Consider the following 18,648-nt stretch of genomic DNA (forward strand, 5'->3'; position numbering starts at 1 on the left):
CCCCTGTCACGGATGGCCACTCCCATTCCCTCCGTACGCCGCGCCGAGAGCGTCGGCTCCCGCTTCGGTCATCTTCTGCAGCACGTGTTGATACTGGTCCGCCGTGAAGCTCGAACTTGAGTGTCCCAACATCGCGCTCGCAACCTTCACCTCGACACCCGCCTCGAGGAGCTGAGTCGCGGCCGCGTGTCGGAGTCCGTGGAGACTCAGGCTGCTGGGCAGTCCGGCGTTCTTGGCGATCCGCTTGAAGGCGTGGGTGAACCCGTCGGGATCGAGCGGTCCCCCGTCACCCCGATCGCACACCAGATCGGCTGTGGCCCATTCGCGGTCACTCCCGATGAGGAGCAAACGGCGGCGCTGCTCGGCCCGGTGACGACGCAGGAACGCAACCAGCGCCGGCGGGATCGAGAGTCGGCGGTGGGCGTTCTCGGTTTTCGGCTCGACGAGCTCGAGCGGTTGACCCGATGCAGGACGCTGCAGCGCTCGCGAGATCGCCAGAGATCCACGTCCCTCGGACGGGAGATCGAAGTCCGACCATGCCAGGCCCAGCACCTCACCGCGACGTGCACCCGTGAACGCCGCGATCGTCAACGGTGCGACCCACGGGGTTCCCTCGGCGCGCTGGAGAAGAGTACGCACCTGTTCGGCCGTCGGGGGTGTCACCTTGCGGCGCGAGCCAACGGGAGATCGCGAGACGCGCGCCACGTTGATGCTGATGAGCCCGGCTCCGGCCGCGTCCTGTAGCGCTCGACCCATGAGCGCGCGAGCCTGCTTCTGACTCGACGCTGAGAGCCCGCGTGCAGCCATTGCGTCCATGACGCTGTTGATCTCGGCGGCTCGGACCTTCACCAGCCGCACACCCCCGATCGCTGGCACGATGTCGTTCGCGATGAGCTGTTCGTACCGTTGGGCGGTCCGCGGCCGAAGTTCCTTTCGCGCGATCCGATCCGCGAGCCACCGACGTAGGTAGTCACTGATCGTCTCGTCGCTCGGGATCGGATCCCCACCCTGGTCGAGCCTGCGGAGCTCCGCCTCGCGTGCCGCCTCCGCATCCTTCTTCAACGCGAACCCCGCCTGCCACCGCTGGCGCCGTTCGGGCCGCGGCTCTGTGAGCGTTCCCCCGCACCGAGGGCAGAGTTCAGCCGGGCGACGCTCCACCCATGTCCGCCGGGCGCACTCGTTGCAGCGCTGGGCGAGCTGATCGCCGAGATCCAGGTAGTACTCCCAAGTCGAGCGATGCCGGATGAAGTTCTTCACTACGGCTCCTCTCCTTCTTCAGGTTGCGCAGCGTCGCGCTTCCCCGCCACGGTCCCTCGGAATGTCAGTGGGTATCGACGACCACGCTCATCGCGGCGCGGGTCCTGCCACGGATCCTCCCCCACCTCCTCGAGCAGTCCCTTGCGGCGTGCACGGCGCACGTGTTCAGTGGCCTGCTGAGTCGAAAGACCGAACAGCTCTGCGATGTGCTTGCTCGTGGACAACCCGCTGTTGTGAGCGAACCTCCACGCCTTCGCGATCGCTTCATAGTGCTCCATCGAGTAGATGGGGGGCCGACCACGTCGAGGCTCAGAGACGACGGGTTCGATCAATCTGTCGATCCCAGCGTCCTTGAACGCCTGTCCCCGACTGGCGTAGTCGACAAAGAAGTCACCGACGTCCTCACGTTCGGGGATGTCCAGATTTCGCCGGACCTGCTCGCGCCGCCACATTCTTAGGGCGAGATCGACCTCATCCGCGACAAGACGCTTTGCCTCCTCGATCAACTTGCCAGCGGGCACCTCTTTGATCACCGATGCGGTGACGCCTCGCTGGACGTCGTCCGGACCCGGAAAGTTGCGGAACCCGACATCGAAGGACCCGCGAAGGTAGCCCCGCACATCGAAGCCAATCGCGACAACCGCGCCTCGCACAAGTCCGAGGCGAACTGCGACAAGCCATTTTCGGCCTCGACGGTCCTCCCACTCGATTGGCACCTCCCCGAGATCCGTCACCCCATGACCGTAGTGTTTCACCATTCACTATGCAAGGGCGGCGCAAGATTAGACCACGCTACAAGCCTCTGAGTAGGTACTATGGTGTAAGGTACACCATAACGCGGCCCTCTACTGTTGAAAGCCCCCGGCGAGGGATCCACTCTCTCCGCATGGTTACTTCGATAGACGACCTTGCCGAATTGCAGGCAATCCACGACTTGATCCGAAGCGGTGGCGCCCGCGCGCTTCGCGTCCGTGCCGGAAGGTCGCTCGGTGAGCTCGGACGCAGCATCGGAACCGACGCCTCGCAGATCAGCCGTTGGGAAACAGGCCGAACGATGCCACGCCCGGCAAATGCGAAGCGTTATGCGGCGGCGTTGCGCGTTCTCGGGTGGGAGCGCCTGCCATGAACCTCGCAGAACTCCGCGAGAGCGGTCTTGCAACGATTTCCATCGAGCAGGCCGTGGAGCCGGGCCTTCTGCACCTTTCGCGCGGCCTCGGCTACAGGTTGGCGCGCAGTGGACAATTGCCCGGCGCAATTCGCCTTGGTCGCCGCTGGAGGGTATCGGTGCCAGCTCTCATTCGCGCGCTCGAGAGAGATAGCGAGGCGGCCAGGTGAGAACAACAATCCTGGAGCGAGTCGCGGAATACCGAACGACGAGTCGCAGGATCGTGTCGGCACCGTCATCGTTGAAGAAGCGCTGCCAGGTTCTGCTCGAACTTGTCGCAGCGCTCGCGGATGAAGACGACGAAGCTACGCGTGAATGGTGCCGCCAGGCGATATGGGAGGAGTCGCGGGCGTTCCTGGGGCTCGGGGATCCGGAGCCCGCTGGCGGTCCTAGCGATCCTTGGGCACGGAAGCAACGAGCGATCCGCGCGGAGGGGTTCTCTACCTGCCCGAGGTGCGCGGCAAGGATCGCAACCGACGAGGAACTGCGCCGTCTCAGCGTCTCGTGGGTGCGCTGGGCACAGGAGACCTCAGCGCGGGAGAGGGCGGTGCGCGATGCGTGACATATCCGAGATCGCGATCGAGGCCTACTCTCCGGCGGCCGTGGCGGAGGAGCTGGTCGTCCCGCCTCCGTCCAACCCGATGGCTGTCGCCAGCATGTTCCTTGAGAACGACTACACCAAGAACGGTACGGTGCTCCTCCGCCACCACCGGAACACCTTCCACGGCTACGACGGGGTGAGCTGGCCGGAAATCGAAGAAGCACGCCTTCGGGCTGACGTGTATCAGTGGCTCGCTCCAGCGAAGTACTGGAAGACCACCTCGAAGCTGCCCGAGCTCGTGGAATTCGAACCCACTCAGCGAAAGATTCGCGACTTGATCGAGGCGATCAAGGCACACTGTCACCTCGACGGTCACGTTGCACCGCCGGCATGGCTTGACGGCACCACCGACGTCGACGTCGTGCCGATGGCGAATGGGCTACTGAGCGTCGGGACGCGCGAGCTCCTGCCGCATACGCCTGACTACTTCTCACCCTACGTGCTGCCCTTTGACTACAAACCGAATGAGCCGAATCCGTCCCGGTGGCTCGCATTCCTTGAGGAGCTATGGCCCGATGAGCCGAATTCGCGCGAGACGCTCGCGGAGATCGTCGGCTACATCCTCGGGGGTGGAACGGCGCTGCAGAAGATCTTTCTCGTGGTCGGGCCGAAGCGCTCCGGCAAGGGCACGATCGGCCGCGTACTGACCGGGTTGCTGGGCTCGCACAACGTCGCCGCTCCCACCCTGTCGGGCATGACCACGAACTTCGGCCTCCAGCCGCTGATCGGACGACCCCTGGCCCTCGTTAGCGACGCGCGACTCGGAACGCGAGCCGACGCGTCGGTTGCGGTCGAGCGGCTCCTATCGGTGTCGGGCGAAGACTCGATCACTATCGACCGCAAGTACCGCGACCCTTGGACAGGCCGACTACCGAGCAGGTTCCTGGTGATGACGAACGAGATCCCGAGGTTCACAGACTCCTCCGGTGCCCTCGCCTCCCGGTTCGTCATCCTGACCATGTCCAAGTCGTTTCTCGGTTGTGAGGACCCGATGTTGACGGACCGGCTCCTGGCCGAGTCGCCGGGCATCCTCAACTGGGCCCTCGACGGTCTTGAGCGACTGCAGGGCCGCGGCTACTTCGAGCAGCCTGCTTCGGCCGCGTCGGCCCTCGAGCGCCTCGAAGACCTAGCGTCGCCGGTCGGTGCGTTCGTCCGGGATTGCTGCGTGGTCGACTCGGCCCAAGAGGTCACGAAGGACGCGCTGTGGTCGGCCTGGAAGGACTGGTGCGCGGATCAGGGGCGGGATCGACCGGGGACCAAGGCAGTGTTCTTCCGGGACCTCGCCGCCGCATACCCGGGTATTCGGGCACACCGGAGACGCGAGGCGAGTTCCCGCGTCCACGTGTACTCGGGGATCGGACTCCGTGGTCCCGATGATCCAGACGAAGAGTGGGCACAACAAGGAAGTGAACCTCTGACCACCCCTGACCAGGGCCATGAACAGCGGGAGCCCGTTGTCCCGCATAGAACCGCGGTCAGGGGTCCGGACCCGATCGAGACGATGCAAACTCCAAGCTCAGAGGGGGTGGTCAGGGGTGGTCGGGGGTCGGACGCACTGTATCCGTCCGACGAGGCACGGGTCCGGGTCGACCCTGCCTCCAACGACCCACACGTCGTCGTTCCTGGTGAGCAGGACCTCGTCCAGTACCAAGAGCCCGACTCGAGGCCCTCCGGGACCCTCGAGGTCACCCCACCGTGGAGGCTCACCGGCGATGATTCCGAAGCCTACGAGACCCTTGAGCGATACCTTGGCCCGCTCTCATTCGACGCCACGGATGGCGGTCGAACCAGGATTGCGGAGCCAATCTCATGATCGCGGCGGCCCGTCCGGGCCCGGCCGCGACCCCTCGGCACCCCACCTTGCCCCGCGACCCATCGGAGCAGCGAACTACGAATTCGTCGGGCATTCCATCGCCGCAGGTCGCGGGGGTCGGAATTGCCCCGTGTCAACGGCGGGTCAACGACCCAGGTGCCGCAGCATGAGCGCCCGGTGCAGGGCCCACAGTTCCCGCTCAGGCGACCCGTGCAAGGCGTATGCGATGGCTGGCACGACCGTCTGTGCTGCCCACGGGGGCAAGGCTCCTCAAGTCCGGCTGGCCGCGCGTCGCCGCTTGGCCGGGCAAGACGCGGCTCGGATGCTGGCCGATGTGCAGGTCCAGCCGGTCGACGATCCAATCATCGAGCTCCAGGCGTTGGCCGGCGAGGCATTGGCCTTGAAGTCGTTCTTCGCCGACCGGGTGGCAGCCATCGAGCGCACCTCCTCGGCGGAGGATCGCGTGGGGCTCGACACCCTCGCCCAGCTGAAGACGATCAACGCTGCAGCAGTGACGGTCATGCGCGATGCCCGGGCGAGGCAGGATCTCGACGCCGTGCTCGGCGCGTCCGATCGCATTCTCTCCCAGCTCCGCGACCAGGGGCGGCTCCTGGCCAGCCTGAGCCAACCGCCGCAGGTGCAGGCCGAGTTGGATCTCTACCTCGCGGCTCTCGATCGAAGCGAGCGCTTCCTGCGCGATCTCGCGGCCCTGGGCCTGGACGAACGCCGTGTGCGCCTCGCCGAGCGGCAGGGGGAACTGGTAGCCGACGTGTTGCGTGCGTCGATGGCCGCAGTCCTGGTCCTGGTCCGCGAGTCCCTTGCCGCCGGCACCTTCACGCCAGAACGCCTCGAACAGATCGAACGCGAGGAGGCCCCGGCGATCATGCGGGGAAAGCTCCTCCTGGCACTTCCCTCGGGCCATCCCCGTCCGTCCGGTTCGGCCGAAGGCGAGCGGGCGAAGGAGCGGCAGCGCGAGCACGGGGCAACCGCACCCGGGCGACCCGCAGACAACACTGGCGACCGTTCGTCGCAAGTGTCCCGCTCCTACGAGGAACGCACGGACGTGAAGGTCGGATCCGATGGCTGATAGACCACACCCGTTCGAGATCGCAGCCGGGTTGATCTCGCCGCAGCCGGATCCGTTCGCCGACCGCTACTGGTCCGACCCCGCCGCCTTCGCTCGCGAGTGCATCTCCTGGCCCGATGGAACCGTGCTTGCCGACTTCCAGGGCGAGATCCTGACGAGGCTCGTGAAACACCGCCGACTCGCGGTCCGGGGACCGCACGGGTTGGGAAAGACCGCGACCGAGGCAATCGCGGTGCTCTGGTTTGCCCTAACACGTGACGCTGCTGGAACGGACTGGAAGTGTCCGACAACCGCGGGCGTGTGGCGGCAACTCGAGAAGTTCGCCTGGCCGGAGATACATCGATGGGCAGGACGGCTCAACTGGCGGCAGATTGGACGCGACCCGTTCACTCGTCACGAGCTTGGCGTCCTGACATTGAGGCTCCGACACGGTGAAGCGTTCGCGCTGGCGTCGGACGATCCGGCTGCGATCGAAGGTGCGCACGCCACACAACTGCTCTACGTCCTCGACGAGGCCAAGGCGATCCCCGCGGCAACCTACGACGCCACCGAAGGTGCGTTCGCGGGAGCCGGTGACGACACGGAGTCGCAGGCGTTCGCCCTCGTGACATCGACTCCCGGTGAACCCTCGGGTCGCTTCTACGCGATCTCCCGGCGCGAACCGGGGCTTGAAGATTGGAGCGCCTACCACGTCAAGCTCGATCAGGCGGTCGAGGCAGGTCGTATCTCGCGCAGCTGGGCGGAACAGCGCCGCGTTCAGTGGGGGTCCACATCTGCGGTGTTCCAGAACCGTGTCCTCGGGGAGTTCGCCTCGAGCGCGGAGGACACGATCATTCCCCTCGCGTGGGTGGAGGCAGCGACTGAACGGTGGCCCACGGCGCACCCGGATTGCGGCTGGAACGAGGGCGAACACAGCGGCTGTCGGTCCGCTCCGGCGGGCAAGGTGGTCGTGGGAGTCGATGTCGGTCGGGGTGGCGATCGGAGCGTGTTGGCGCTGCGCCAGGGAGACTCGATCGACGAGCTGCGCCGATCGTCAAGTGCCGATCTGATGCACACTGTGGGGCGTGTGCGGGGCGTGCTAGACGCCTACGGGGGCCAAGCGGTCATCGACGTGATCGGCATCGGCGCGGGCGTTGTCGATCGTCTCCGAGAGAACGCGAAGCTGCGGCCTCGGATCCATCCGTTCAATGCCTCTGCCGGTACCAGCGTGCGCGACCACAGTGGCGAGCTCCGGTTCGTGAACCTCCGCGCGGCCGCATGGTGGCGCCTGCGAGAGCTGCTTGACCCGACAGGTGATCGCGAGATAGCGCTTCCGCCCGACGACAGCCTCATCGGGGACCTCTCCGCGCCCCGCTGGCGGGTCACATCCGCAGGCAAAATCCAAGTCGAGTCGAAGACTGAGATTCGCAAACGGCTCGGGAGGTCCACCGACGACGGCGACGCGGTCGTGATGGCCTTCTGGGGCCAGGGGGCTCGGCGCCCACAGTTCCGCATCGCGTCTTCGGCGCGACCAACACGGGTAGGAGCTCGCAGACGCTACTCGCTGCCGCGAGTCGCCAGTGTCGGTCCTTGGCCCACCGATCCAACTCGTGATGCGATCGGAAGGCGCATCCAATGAGGCGGACGCCATCCCTACGCGCGTCAACCGTCGCACTTCTTCATATCGGAGGGGTCATTATCCCCCGGCGCCTTCACTCAAGTCCTGCGGAGCGAAGACCAACTCAAGCTCACCGACATCCGTTGCGCTCAGCTTCCTGTACTCCGTCTGTGGCACCTTGAAGTAAGTCCACGGCGTTCCTGTCAACAGGGTGGCGTTCTCACACCAAATTGCCGCCGCTCGATCCTTGTGTGCAACATCTACATCCTCACGGCCCTTGGTCTCGACTAGGAGATGCTGATCCCCAGGCTTTCGGCAAACGAAGTCCGGTTCGTAGAAGCGAAGGTTGCCAACCGAGTCCGTGTACTCGATGAAGAATCCAAACTGGCTCGGAAGCTTTGCGAAGGAGACAACGTCCTTCGCGTTCTCCAGGAACTCTGCGAAGTCACGCTCGAACTGGTTGTCGCAAGGCACCAGGTTGAACACGCACTTCTTGGCGTCGAAGGTCGGGCGCGAGTACGGGAAGGGTGGTGTCTCGGATAGCTTCCTCCCTTCGCTTAGCAGCTCAGGAGCGAGTTCTTCGATAACCAACCCGCGCAGGGCTTGAGAAAACGCCTTGATGGTTACGTACTGGGCCACGGGAGTTGAGATGGCGCGGATCATCACCGGGGTGCCGAGCTCCACTGTGTTACCGAAGGCTTTCGTCTCCAGGAACTCGCGTACCTTTGGTGCCAGCGCCGAGAACTGTGAAGGCAGCTTTACGTCATTCGCGATCCGCCTGGAGTAGTAGCTGATGACTTCCTCTGCCGTCTGTGGCTGAGGAATCGTGTAGTCGCGTTCCACGAGCTTCTGGAGGCTGATGATGTCGTAGCCCTCGTACTTGAACCTCTGGGCAGCCGCATCACCGTCGCTCTCAGGAAACACAGGGCTCTGGAACTGCGAGACATCGAGACCGGCGATTTCCTCAGTCAGCGTCTTCTTGCGAGACAGAATCGGACTCAGCACTGGGACGGCGATGTCGTGCTCCATCCTCTCTTCAGCGGGGAAGATGGTCGTGATGACGAGCTTGTCTTTCTTAAGATCGAACTCCTGAACCGCGATGTCTTCGTCCTTCTCAAGCTGGTCGATGAACTTCAGGAAAGGGCCGTTGCCAATGACATCGACCCGCTCGACGTAGGTGGACGCAACCCCTCTGAACATCAGCCGCAGCCCACGACCGATGGCCTGCTCCGGAAGGATGTTGGCCGAGGCTGTGAAAGGCCTGAGCCCCACCACGACGGTGACGCTCTGAACATCCCAGCCCTCGCGGAGCATGAGGACGCTAACGATCGCGTTGACCGGACTCTCCCCCTCGTCAACCTGCCGCGCGACGGCCCTAGCTCGGTCGAGGTCCTTCTTCGAGACTTGCCCCTGATTGTTCGTGTGAATGATGAGCAGCTTCTCGTCCCCGAACTCTTCCGGGTACTTGGTCCGCAGGTACTCGCCCACGTCCTCGGCGTCCGCAGTAGTGTTCATCATCACGAACATGATGGGTTTCTTCTTGACTTGCTTGAGTTGGTCGCGGTACTCGCGCCACCGTTCCACGCCAGCGGTCAAGTACGCCCTGTACCGCACGCTTGCGACATCTGAAGGCTGATCCTTCATTCCAGCCGCTACGCCCTTCATGGGGCGCTTCACAACACTGTCCAGGATCGCCTGCTTCAGGGGGTAGTCGAAGACCGTCCAGGTGAACAGGCCGCCCTTCGCGTACCTCGGTGTCGCGGAGAAGTCCAGTTGTGAAGTGATGCCGGGACCGAGGTCGGCGTTTAGGGTCCGGATCACCTTGTTCCATTCGTTCTCTTCGTCGTGGGTGTGGTGTGCCTCATCGTTGACGACTAGGCACGGCGCGTCGCGGGCGAGGATGCGACCACAGAAGTCCTCGCTATCCGTGAGTTGCGTCGGTGGCTTCGGGCCGAGTACAGCTGTGAGATCGGCAGGCTCGTTCGTGTCCTCCTTGGAGCCCCTCCCCCCATACAGTTGGTCGATATTCGTAAGGAACATGGAGCCCTGCGAAGAAGGACCTTCTGCATCCCCGCGCATGAAGAAGCTCATGTCCCAGAACACCGACAGCGGGGGCGGGATGATGGGGTCCGTTCGGAAGACGCGTCCGCCTTCGAAGTCAAGTCTGAGGCGCTCGAATACGATCACGTTGGGCGCTATGACTAGGAACGTCTTAGCAAAGTCATCCCTTCCTTCCGCGACGGCGTTGAAGTAGTGCCAGGCGACCGCGAGCGCCATCACCTTCGTCTTGCCACTTCCGGTCGCCATCTTGATGCTGTACCTAGCGAAGTCGTCACGGTTGAGGAGAGCGATGTCCGGCTGGCCCGTGACGAAGGTTTCGAGCAGTTCCTTATGGCGACGAACCTTGACGACCTCGTAGAGATATATGAGCGTCTCGATTGCCTCGCGCTGAAAGTGGTGATATCGGAACATTGAGCCGGACTGGAGTCGGTGATCAGTTCCGAACCAGTGATTGAGGAGCGTCCGCGTTGTGTCAGTCACTCCCTTGTAGCCAGAAGATCGCCACTCTTCGACTGCCAATCTGATGGCTGGCACACACGGCGCGGTCGAAACCTTGGCCTCGAGCAGGCTCTCCTGACCCCGCGACTTCCTTTCGGTAGACAGAGTCAGTTCACCTCGATCACGATCGTCTTCGTCGTGTCGTTGCCGAGAATGTCGATAACCTTCACGACAATCCGATAGGTGCCAGGAGCCGAATACGCATGGCTAGTCTGGACATCTAGCTTCTCGTTGTGGCGGGAGCGGAAAGCCTGCCACTCATTGTGGAATGCGTCGCCCTTGTTGTCCCAGTCCACGGCCCAGTAGTCGATCCACTCGGACCATTTCTTGATCCTGTTTTGGACGTCCTCCGGCACGTCGTCCACCGGTATGACAAAGTTGGTGAGCTTCAAGGTTACCGTCTGCTTCTTGACACTCGCATTAACGGCCAACGCGGCCAGTTCAAAGAAGAGCACATCACCTTGCTCAACCGCGCGCTTGTCGAGAACCTCCCGCGGGATCCTGACGAAGTGAAGCGAAATGTTCGCTTCGGCCGCCTTTTGCGAGGCGACCTCATGGACCTCGAATGCGAAGTCCCATCCCAACACATCGATTGCAGCGGGGTTCCCTTTGGCTGGACCGACTGCCCTACTCGCTTCAACGATGATGTTGGTCACGTCGCTCATCGTTACGGGCGCGTCAACCGAGCCGACATGAACCATCGCACCCGATTTCACCCCGTGAATCCATGCGGAGCCTTCCAAAGACGTCGCCTTGTATAGATCCAGTATGAGCTTCCTATAGGCGACCGTTCGTGCCTCGGCATCCGAGCCGAACTCCGACTCCTGCCAGAGCTGACGTTCGTACTTTCCGAGGTTCTGCACTTCGAACGGCGTGACATTTTCAACGCGTAGTAATCGCTTCCTCGTCGTGTGGACAGAGAATCGGCTTAGGTCGCAGGCTATCCAGCGTCGCCCCAACAACTCGGCCGCTTCGGCAGTAGTCCCGCTGCCCACAAAGCAATCGAGAACCAAATCGTCCTCTCTTGACGAGGCTCGGATGATCCGTTCCACGATGGATCGGCGCTTCTGCGTCGGGAAGCCAAGATTCTCGGTCCGGTCGGCTGGTTGCAGCATGGGCACGCGCCACACATCGTCCGCCGTCCGCTCGTCGGTCTCTTGATATACGACGTGCCCTTGCTCATCCTTGGTGTTGACGAGCTTTCCCTCCTTCGAGTCCCACTCTCTCCGAAGCTGCTTGACCTTTCCCTCTGGACGCTTTTCCTTCTGGGGCGTGAACGAGTACTCATCGGACTTCGAGTACCAGAAGATCACGTCGTGGTTCGATGCGAACCTATTCACATTCCCTTGAAACTTGTTGTAGTAGTGCCAGACGATCTCGTTCCGAAAGTTGTCCTGCCCAAACACCTCATCCAGAATGGCCTTCGCATAATGCCCGACGTGCCAATCCAGATGAACGTAGATGGACCCGTTGTGAGAGAGCAGCTCGTACAAGTACTGGACTGAATCAGCGAACCAGATCAAGTAGCTGTCGAGCCCCTTCCCCCATGTGTCTCGGTATGCCTTGACCTCGATGAGAGAGGGCTCCTTAACGAAATCATCTCCGTTCAGTCGAACAGGAAGAGAGAAGTCCTGTCCGCTCGCGAAAGGCGGATCGATATAGACAAGGTCGACGCGCCCTGCGAACTCCGGTAGCAACGAGGGAAGCACGTACTTCTTGTCACCCCAGATGAGGCGGTTCCGCCACTCTGGGTCCTTGCTGGCGGAGTAGAGATCGAGAGCGTGCTGCCGTTGCTGCGCCGACTCGTTCACTGTTTCGACGGTCTGGAACGGGAGAGCGGCCTTCAGAGGCGCTCTTCGGTGTCCACCAGCATCGTATTTGCCCTCCCACACCAGTTCTGCCAATTTCCGCCGCCTCTCCTCAACCGTGCCTCAGGCCTTGTGCCAGGCTGGATGCGATCCGGCATGCCTGACCTACCCCTCAACCTCGGCCGCCAGGATTGCATACTTGCGAACGCGTCGATGTGACCCTCGACTGGGTAGCGCCTAGCCTTCACCCGCTTCGACTCACGCCCCCTCGGCACCGTGGCGATCGCGCTCACCCTCGGTGCTGTGGCAGCCAACGGCCTCGAGGCCGCACCGTTTCGGCACGGGCGCGGACGCTCACCTCGCGAGTGGATCCGGGTGGGTCTCCAGATTGCGAGGACGATCACCGCGTGGTGAGCCGTCGCTGGTCAACGCGGATCGCCAACACGCCTTTGTAGCTCTGCCTCGTCGCAGCGGAAGTCGTCGACGTCCCTGCCGCTGTTGTTCTTGATCTCCTGCTTGATCGCTCCGATCTTCTTCTCACGTTGTTCACGAGAGGAGAGCCGCCAGATCTGCGGACGGCCCGGGTAGTGCCGCTTCGCGACGTGGGGAAGCTGTGTAAGTAGCAGGCCCGTCGCCACTACGGGGTCGTGTCCTGTCCGCTCGCATGCGACTACTGAGAACTTCGTCTGCTCGACTACGGCGACCACCTTTGGGTTGGCGAGCATCGAGGGATCGTTCGTGATCAATCCGGCTGCGCCGCGTTGCGCCAGCCCGAGGATAACTTGCCAGTCCTCCACGTCGGCGGTGAGATCCGCCGCGAACTCGCGGAGAGGAACGATGGTCAGATCCACGAGCCCTAGGGCAAGCGTCTCGCGGAGAAGTGGCTCTGGGAAGTTCTGGTCAAGGACGAATGGCCCGTCTTCAGGCCGCGGTCGCCGCATCAAGATTCGCCCTGAGCTGATCCTCCAGATCGACCGCATCGCCGACGTTCTGCTCACTCAGGAACGGATAGAGCTGCAATACGTCACCGACCTCAAGGCCGCGCGACTTCAGGGAGGCCAGATCTTGCGTTGGGACCCGGGTCCCCCTCACGTGCGGCTCCCCGGAGAGCTTTCCTGGGACGATCCGCAGAGTGGGCCGCGGCTCGACGAGATCGGGACGGTCTTGTCCGTCTTCGCTCTCGAACGGCCGGACCAAGTTGACTCGGCTGTTGACTCTCTCCTGCGTCAGCCCCTTCCCCAGGTTGATCCACATCCGGTCATCGCCCACGAAGACGAGCTTCCCGCCTGGCTCCACGAGCACCTCGACTCCGTCACTCATTAGGTGCTCGCCGAGGTGCTCGGCGCGAGACAGTTCCGCTCGGATCCTGCTTATGGATGTCTTCGGAATCCGCACCGACTCAGCGTCCTGTTCGTGGCGAAGCCAGTCGACGAGGCGAAGCACGAGCAAGTCCGCGAAGGACCAACGCATGACGCGGCTATGAGACACGGATGGAACGATGAGCTTGGTATGAGCCCAGTGGTAGACCGTCCTCTGGGGCACACCAGCGAGCGAGGCAGCTCGGTCCGCCGGATAAGCCGCTGTCAAGGAAGCAATGACCATCCGACCGCATGCTACAGGGTGCAGCCCCGCGGGGGCGGCAGGTGTTGCCGGTTCCTCGATCCACAACTGGCCACGTTCCCGTCAAGGACGGCGTAGGTATCGGATAGATCCGCGCCATGCGGGAGGGATGATGGAGGGCGAGGATTGGGGATACTTGGAGGACGCCCTCCACCTGAATGGCGACGGACAGATCCCCTCGACTTCGGTCGAGTTCCGAAGGAGTACCGAGATGCGTGGAGCGCATTCGAAAGCTGGTGCAGTTCTAGAGGTGCGAGCGCACTACCTGCCAGCGTCGGAACGGTACTTGCGTTCCTCGACGACACGTCCGGGGATTCGGTAGTAAGAGCTCTAGCGGTCTACATGGTCAACAAGAAGCACGAGGAAGTGTATTGGCACGTTGACGCGAATCCTGTGAGATCGCTAGACGCGCTTCCACGACACGACGTTCGCTGGCTCAGCGTGAGGGCGAAGCGCAGGCCATCTGCGAGCACCGGTTGCCCAGACTGAGCTTCCGCACGACTGGCTCCCATGAAATTGCCGGGGGCGAACACCACGAGAGGGGTCTACATGTGGCCATTCTGTGCGCGCTGACGCGCCGCCCTTGCTCTCGCTCCCGTGACTATGTGACCGTCGGCCGGAGGAAGAACGATGGGAGAGTTGAACGTCTCCGAGACCCCCGGCCAGCGCGAGCGAAGATCCATCCTGCGTGCCGCCGCGTTGGCGGTGTTCGCGGTCGCTGTGCTTGTCGCGGTCCTCCTGTGGAGTGACGCCGCCACGGATCCAGCGTCCCGCTTCGATCCGTCGGCCCCTCGCCTACTCATGTCCTGCGGAGGCGGCGAGACCTCGGTCGAGGCCTCGCGGGTCGAAGTCCAGCCGCAAGGGCTCGTGCTGGCCGTGAGCGGGGCAAGCGACGGAGACCGGGTCTCGTTCTTCCCCGAGGTGGGACCCGACGTCGTCGTCTCCCTCATGGAGCAGGACGACGGAATCGCCCAGGCTCAGGTGGCGTTGCGTGGGACAAGGGCCTGGTGGAGTGCGGGGACCGCCAGCAACCGACGGATGCGGCCGTCCCGTTGTTCGTGGCGAGCCCGCCACGCCCGATGCTCGACCTCGACTGTGAGCTCGCTCGGGACGCGGACATGGGCTCCCGCTGGGCGCGCCCGTTCTCGGCGAGGGAGAACCCGATTCCCGACGCCATCTACCGGGCGATCCCCGGGATCGAACAGACCGATCGGATCGAGGGGCTCTCGACTGCCCCATCCGATTACGGAACCGGCAACGTGGTCCGGGGCGGCGAACTCGTGGCGTCCTTCGAGCTGCTCCGCTACGGGGGGACATGGTTCATCGGCCAGATGATTCCCTGTGCCTCCTCCGGGATCGATGAGCCGCCCGAGGTAGGTTCGTTCTTCGCGACGAGCCTGATCGCAACCTCCTACGAGCTTCCGGGGATGCCGCGATGTGATCCCTACACACAAGACTGCGCGGTGCTCTACGTGACCGCGACGTGGTACGAACATCGCACCGACGAGGAGGTGAAGCTCCTCGCGGAGGCTCCCTGGGCGGCGTGCGAGCCGAGCCAGCCGTACGGATGTCCGCCCAAGCCGGAGGTAGCAGTGATCCAGGTGCTCGTGTCTCCCGAGCACTTCCAGGCGTTCGTCGACCGAGAGCGGTGCGGTGCCGCCCAGACTTCCCCGTGCCGCTGAGGTGTCTGACGACATCGCGGACTAATGCGCGAGCCGAAGCTCGTGAACCATCTTCGCCACGTCTTCGAGCGCCGCGAGGCTCCGCGTGATCTCAGGACAGCGAGTGTGGCGCCCCAGAGCGCGAACAGGACGATGATCACGAACCTCGAGGCGGGCGGCGGAATCTCGACCGTCAGGAGGAACATCCCGCCCGACCGAGACCTCGTACGTGCACGTGTTCCCAGGAGGAATCCAGCCCCAGGAAGGTTCGCCGTCCTTCAGGCTGGCTGCCAGAATCATTTCCTACGTCAAGTTCGTGAAAGTTCCAATTGCAACCGAGACCGTCTCGCGCTCGCTCACCCACCAAGCGTCATGCGCGCGCAGCTTCCGCGGGCGAGCCCCTACTGCCCGACATCCAGACAAGCGCATCGAGGACCCGGAGGAGCGATACCGACCCCTCTAAGCGAGCCGGCAGGAGGTGGTGTAACTCACTCAGCCTGGTCACTAGTTGTGGCCTCAGCTGCATCGCCGCACGATATGCAGACCAGTAGTTGGTGCCCGGCGGCAACACCACGCACTTCTTCACCACATCGTCTGTCACGGGTACAAGGTTCGGTCGCTTGCGGGCAAGCAGCTTGCTCGTCCTCGTATCGGCCATCCCGACACCTAGCTCGTGCGCCCAGGTGCGGATCAACTCCCAGGCAGCATTGGCCGTGTCGAGCACATTGTCACCTGCTACCCACAGCTCAAGGTTAGGCGTGGCGGCGAGCAGGGCCTGCAGCCGATCTCTTAGGGCATCGTTGTGAAGGAGATCCCGTGCGAGCAGACCAGGAATCACTTCACCGAGCATCGTGACAGCGACGAGATCATGGCAGCCAATCTCGTTGGCCGGGTGAGCGGTTCGATCAAGGTAGTCAAACCAGGGTCCGGAAAACGCGCCCGAGGGGTTGAAGTACTTACGCACGAGGTTCTCAGCGTCTGTCCTTGCCAGGGTGTGCTCAAGCTGATCGGCGACGTTCACGACCGCCTCTTCCGCTACCTCCCACGCAGGATTCATCCTCGCGACCATAGTCCGACTCGGCGAGCGTTCGCGACAGCGGCCGGGAGCTCCTTCGATGCGCGTAGGTGGTTCCTCCCCGGTTTGAGACGCGTTGCGTCGAATGCAACGGCCGAGATAGCGTGATGGCATGAGCGACTTGCCTCCTATGCCGGCCCCCCAATATCCTTCGCCAACTCCGAGGACGGGCGGGCCACACACGCCGGCTTGGGTCGCAGTTGCGGCCCTTCTAGTCGGTGGGGGAATCGGGTACGCAGCTGGCGCCTTGACCCAACCGACTCCCGAGTCGCCTGAGACTGTTTCAGCATCGTCGCCGGGATCTGACGCGGTCGTCACTGTGCCCCCCACACTGACGGAACCGTCATCTCCCTCGCCAGACGCCGATACCGAGCCGGAGGGCAGGTATCAGCTCTCAAGCTGTGACTGGGCCGGCAACTACGGTCAACGAGGCTTCGTAGGATCAACCAAGGTAACCAACAACGGCGACGTGGAACTGCACGCCGACGTAACTTTCTCGTGGCTGATGGGAGATGGAACGAAGATGGCCGCTGAGCCAAAGGACGTGACGGTAAACGCGGGGGCCAGCAAGATCGTGTTCTTCACAGCTCCGGCAAACCTGAACAGCGTATCGGTCTTCCAAGCCCATCCCAATTACGGTCGCTCAAGCAACTGCAAGACCAAAGCCACCATCACCGGCTGAGCAGACGACGACTGCTTCTTCTCTCCCGTAGGCGGCTCTCGAGGGGCAGTCTGAGGCTGACCCAGCTCAAGTCCCGGCGACGACAGTCTCGGCGAGGGCTCCGCGCTCCACTTCTCCGCGACCTCCTACGTTCGCGGCGACTTGGCGATCGGACGAGCCCGCGTGCAGGTGGGAGCAGCAGGGCTCCGGAGGACGGTCCGTACGACGTCTACCTCGTCCGAGGAAATCAGACCTTCATCCCCGGTCACGGAGCTTCCGGATCCACTCCCCTTGCGAACCTTCATCGACCGTGACCTCAGCAAGCAGTCGTCTCACGAATAGGATCGAAGCCAGCGTCCCTCAGTGACGAACAGGCGTCCTGCTGCGATGGCCATGGACTCACCCGGAACAGCGTCTAGAACAGCGCCCGTCTCCGCCGAGATCGCGACGACTCGGTCTGTCTCAGGATCGAGCCCGTACACTACGCCGTTGGCTGCTATCGCCTCAGTGAACGTGCTACCTATCCGCCACAGCTCCTCGCCGGTGCCCACATCCCGTGCGACGAACCCGTCCGCCGCCTGCAGGAAGACCGTCCCGTCGAGTACGGCAGCCACTCGAGTCTCAGGAGAGGACCATCGGATCGAACGATCCATGGGGTTGAGAGCAACCACTCCCTGCGATCCGTTCAAGAACAGCGCGTAGAAAGTTGCGGCGTCCAGCGAAAGAGCCGAGGGAAGCCGCCAGCGCCAGCGAATCTTCCCACCCGAGAGCTTCCGCGCGACGAGGCGTCCGCCTTCGATCGTGTAGACGGTCGAGCCGACCGCAAGGACTCCGCCGGGCTGGGTACCGCTGAAGCGGAAAGGCATGTCACCCAGCGGGGTGCGATCCCACTTGACCTGTCCGGTCGAGGCATCTCGCGCCACGAGTTTCCAGGGCTCTTCCCCGTATGCGCCGTAGGGCCCGTGTGCGGAGACCAGGCGATCGCGATGCAGCGCGAGCCCTCCGCTTGCGTATCCAGAGCCCCACACCGGGCGACCGTCCGTCAGCCGGCGCGCGTGCACCCCACCGGGATCGCTCTGCGAGCACGAAGCTCCGGTGAGGACATGCGAGCTCGTCACGTGGGGCTTGACGTAGGGGCATCCCTCGCCCGCGGTCCTCCACAGGACCCTCCCCGTGGACAGATCGACCCGCAAGAGAACGGGATCCTCATCCGGATCCCCTCGGCCGTCACGAAGCATGTACAGATAGGCGCTCCCGCCCACGATTGCGGGAGGACCCCAGAGTTCCTCTCGGAACCTGCGGCTCCCAACGAGCTCCAAGGCTTCGGCCTCGGCAGCGCCAAGCTCCTGTTCGTTAGCGTTCCCGTGGGTCTGACCCGCATCGAACCCGGGTTGTGGCCAGTCAGACGCGATCGGTGCTCCCGCCCAGAGCCTCGGCGCGACTCCCAGGGAGATCGCAGCGATCACGGCGACGACAACCCACCTCTTGCCGACTCCGACCCCGTTCCCCATGAAGTCGAGGCTAGGCTGAGGGTGCCGCGTGGGTCAACCGTGAGCGGCTTCCGTGGGACGGCAGGAACTCGATCCGGGATTCGTCCCCGAGCGGCGGGTCGCTTCTCCCCGCCGCGCCTTTGTGGCCGGCCGTCCACTCCTCCCTAACAGCCTGGGGATCTGCCTCACCCGAACCCGCAGGTCAGGATGCCGAGATGGGCCGACTCAGGCGGGCAGGCGTCGTTGCCGAATAC

The 18,648-nt window shown here is 63.4% G+C and carries 13 protein-coding genes; 5 read left to right on the forward strand and 8 right to left on the reverse strand.

The window, feature by feature from the left end; translation table 11 throughout:
- Nucleotides 1–6: 6 nt before the first annotated feature.
- A complete protein-coding gene (locus WEF05_10505; GenBank protein ID MEX1102311.1) occupies nt 7–1,257 on the reverse strand; it encodes a tyrosine-type recombinase/integrase in 1,251 nt (416 codons plus the stop codon).
- Nucleotides 1,257–1,910, reverse strand: coding sequence for a hypothetical protein (locus tag WEF05_10510; GenBank protein ID MEX1102312.1), 654 nt, complete (start codon nt 1,908–1,910; stop codon nt 1,257–1,259). Before WEF05_10510 ends, WEF05_10505 begins: the two co-directional genes overlap by 1 nt.
- A gap of 1,066 nt (nt 1,911–2,976) precedes the next feature.
- On the opposite strand from WEF05_10510, the gene WEF05_10515 reads away from it, so the two are divergent.
- From WEF05_10515 to WEF05_10525, 3 genes are all read left to right on the forward strand, one after another.
- Nucleotides 2,977–4,836 (forward strand): phage/plasmid primase, P4 family, encoded by a 1,860-nt coding sequence (locus tag WEF05_10515; protein ID MEX1102313.1) that lies wholly within the window; start codon nt 2,977–2,979, stop codon nt 4,834–4,836.
- A 322-nt stretch (nt 4,837–5,158) separates the two neighbouring features.
- Nucleotides 5,159–5,923 carry a hypothetical protein gene (locus WEF05_10520; GenBank protein ID MEX1102314.1) on the forward strand — a complete coding sequence of 255 codons (765 nt, stop codon included), beginning with the start codon at nt 5,159–5,161 and terminating at the stop codon, nt 5,921–5,923.
- Nucleotides 5,916–7,541, forward strand: a complete 1,626-nt coding sequence (locus WEF05_10525) for a hypothetical protein (GenBank protein MEX1102315.1) — start codon at nt 5,916–5,918, stop codon at nt 7,539–7,541. The genes WEF05_10520 and WEF05_10525 overlap by 8 nt, the downstream gene beginning before the upstream one ends.
- Nucleotides 7,542–7,598: 57 nt before the next feature.
- Here WEF05_10525 and WEF05_10530 read toward each other — a convergent pair whose 3' ends face one another.
- The 4 genes from WEF05_10530 to WEF05_10545 form a co-directional block, all read right to left on the reverse strand.
- The gene (locus WEF05_10530) at nt 7,599–10,061 is read right to left on the reverse strand and encodes a DEAD/DEAH box helicase family protein (protein MEX1102316.1); all 2,463 of its coding nucleotides are present in this window, start codon (nt 10,059–10,061) and stop codon (nt 7,599–7,601) included.
- 125 nt (nt 10,062–10,186) lie between these two features.
- Nucleotides 10,187–11,983 carry a DNA methyltransferase gene (locus tag WEF05_10535; protein MEX1102317.1) on the reverse strand — a complete coding sequence of 599 codons (1,797 nt, stop codon included), beginning with the start codon at nt 11,981–11,983 and terminating at the stop codon, nt 10,187–10,189.
- A 329-nt stretch (nt 11,984–12,312) separates the two neighbouring features.
- The gene (locus tag WEF05_10540; protein ID MEX1102318.1) at nt 12,313–12,738 is read right to left on the reverse strand and encodes a hypothetical protein; all 426 of its coding nucleotides are present in this window, start codon (nt 12,736–12,738) and stop codon (nt 12,313–12,315) included.
- A gap of 70 nt (nt 12,739–12,808) precedes the next feature.
- Nucleotides 12,809–13,357, reverse strand: coding sequence for a DUF433 domain-containing protein (locus WEF05_10545; GenBank protein ID MEX1102319.1), 549 nt, complete (start codon nt 13,355–13,357; stop codon nt 12,809–12,811).
- A 1,157-nt stretch (nt 13,358–14,514) separates the two neighbouring features.
- On the opposite strand from WEF05_10545, the gene WEF05_10550 reads away from it, so the two are divergent.
- Entirely contained in the window at nt 14,515–15,189 is a 675-nt protein-coding gene (locus WEF05_10550) for a hypothetical protein (protein ID MEX1102320.1), read from the forward strand.
- Nucleotides 15,190–15,538: 349 nt separating this feature from the next.
- Here the strand turns inward: WEF05_10550 and WEF05_10555 are convergent, their stop codons facing one another.
- Nucleotides 15,539–16,225 carry a DUF6308 family protein gene (locus WEF05_10555; protein ID MEX1102321.1) on the reverse strand — a complete coding sequence of 229 codons (687 nt, stop codon included), beginning with the start codon at nt 16,223–16,225 and terminating at the stop codon, nt 15,539–15,541.
- A gap of 487 nt (nt 16,226–16,712) precedes the next feature.
- On the opposite strand from WEF05_10555, the gene WEF05_10560 reads away from it, so the two are divergent.
- On the forward strand, nt 16,713–16,925 hold the full coding sequence (locus WEF05_10560) for a hypothetical protein (GenBank protein ID MEX1102322.1): 213 nt from the start codon (nt 16,713–16,715) through the stop codon (nt 16,923–16,925).
- A 311-nt stretch (nt 16,926–17,236) separates the two neighbouring features.
- Here the strand turns inward: WEF05_10560 and WEF05_10565 are convergent, their stop codons facing one another.
- Nucleotides 17,237–18,415 (reverse strand): PQQ-binding-like beta-propeller repeat protein, encoded by a 1,179-nt coding sequence (locus WEF05_10565; protein ID MEX1102323.1) that lies wholly within the window; start codon nt 18,413–18,415, stop codon nt 17,237–17,239.
- Between the last annotated feature and the right edge of the window lie 233 nt (nt 18,416–18,648).

It is taken from the genome of Actinomycetota bacterium (assembly GCA_040881665.1).
Classification (GTDB): Bacteria; Actinomycetota; UBA4738; order UBA4738; family HRBIN12; genus JBBDWR01.

Excerpts from the sequence above, each read along its gene's own strand:
- WEF05_10565 (MEX1102323.1), bottom strand. The coding sequence starts at position 18,415 with ATGGGGAACGGGGTCGGAGTCGGCAAGAGGTGGGTTGTCGTCGCCGTG.
- WEF05_10515 (MEX1102313.1), top strand. The coding sequence starts at position 2,977 with ATGCGTGACATATCCGAGATCGCGATCGAGGCCTACTCTCCGGCGGCC.
- WEF05_10545 (MEX1102319.1), bottom strand. The coding sequence starts at position 13,357 with ATGCGTTGGTCCTTCGCGGACTTGCTCGTGCTTCGCCTCGTCGACTGG.
- WEF05_10525 (MEX1102315.1), top strand. The coding sequence starts at position 5,916 with ATGGCTGATAGACCACACCCGTTCGAGATCGCAGCCGGGTTGATCTCG.
- WEF05_10555 (MEX1102321.1), bottom strand. The coding sequence starts at position 16,225 with ATGAATCCTGCGTGGGAGGTAGCGGAAGAGGCGGTCGTGAACGTCGCC.
- WEF05_10520 (MEX1102314.1), top strand. The coding sequence starts at position 5,159 with ATGCTGGCCGATGTGCAGGTCCAGCCGGTCGACGATCCAATCATCGAG.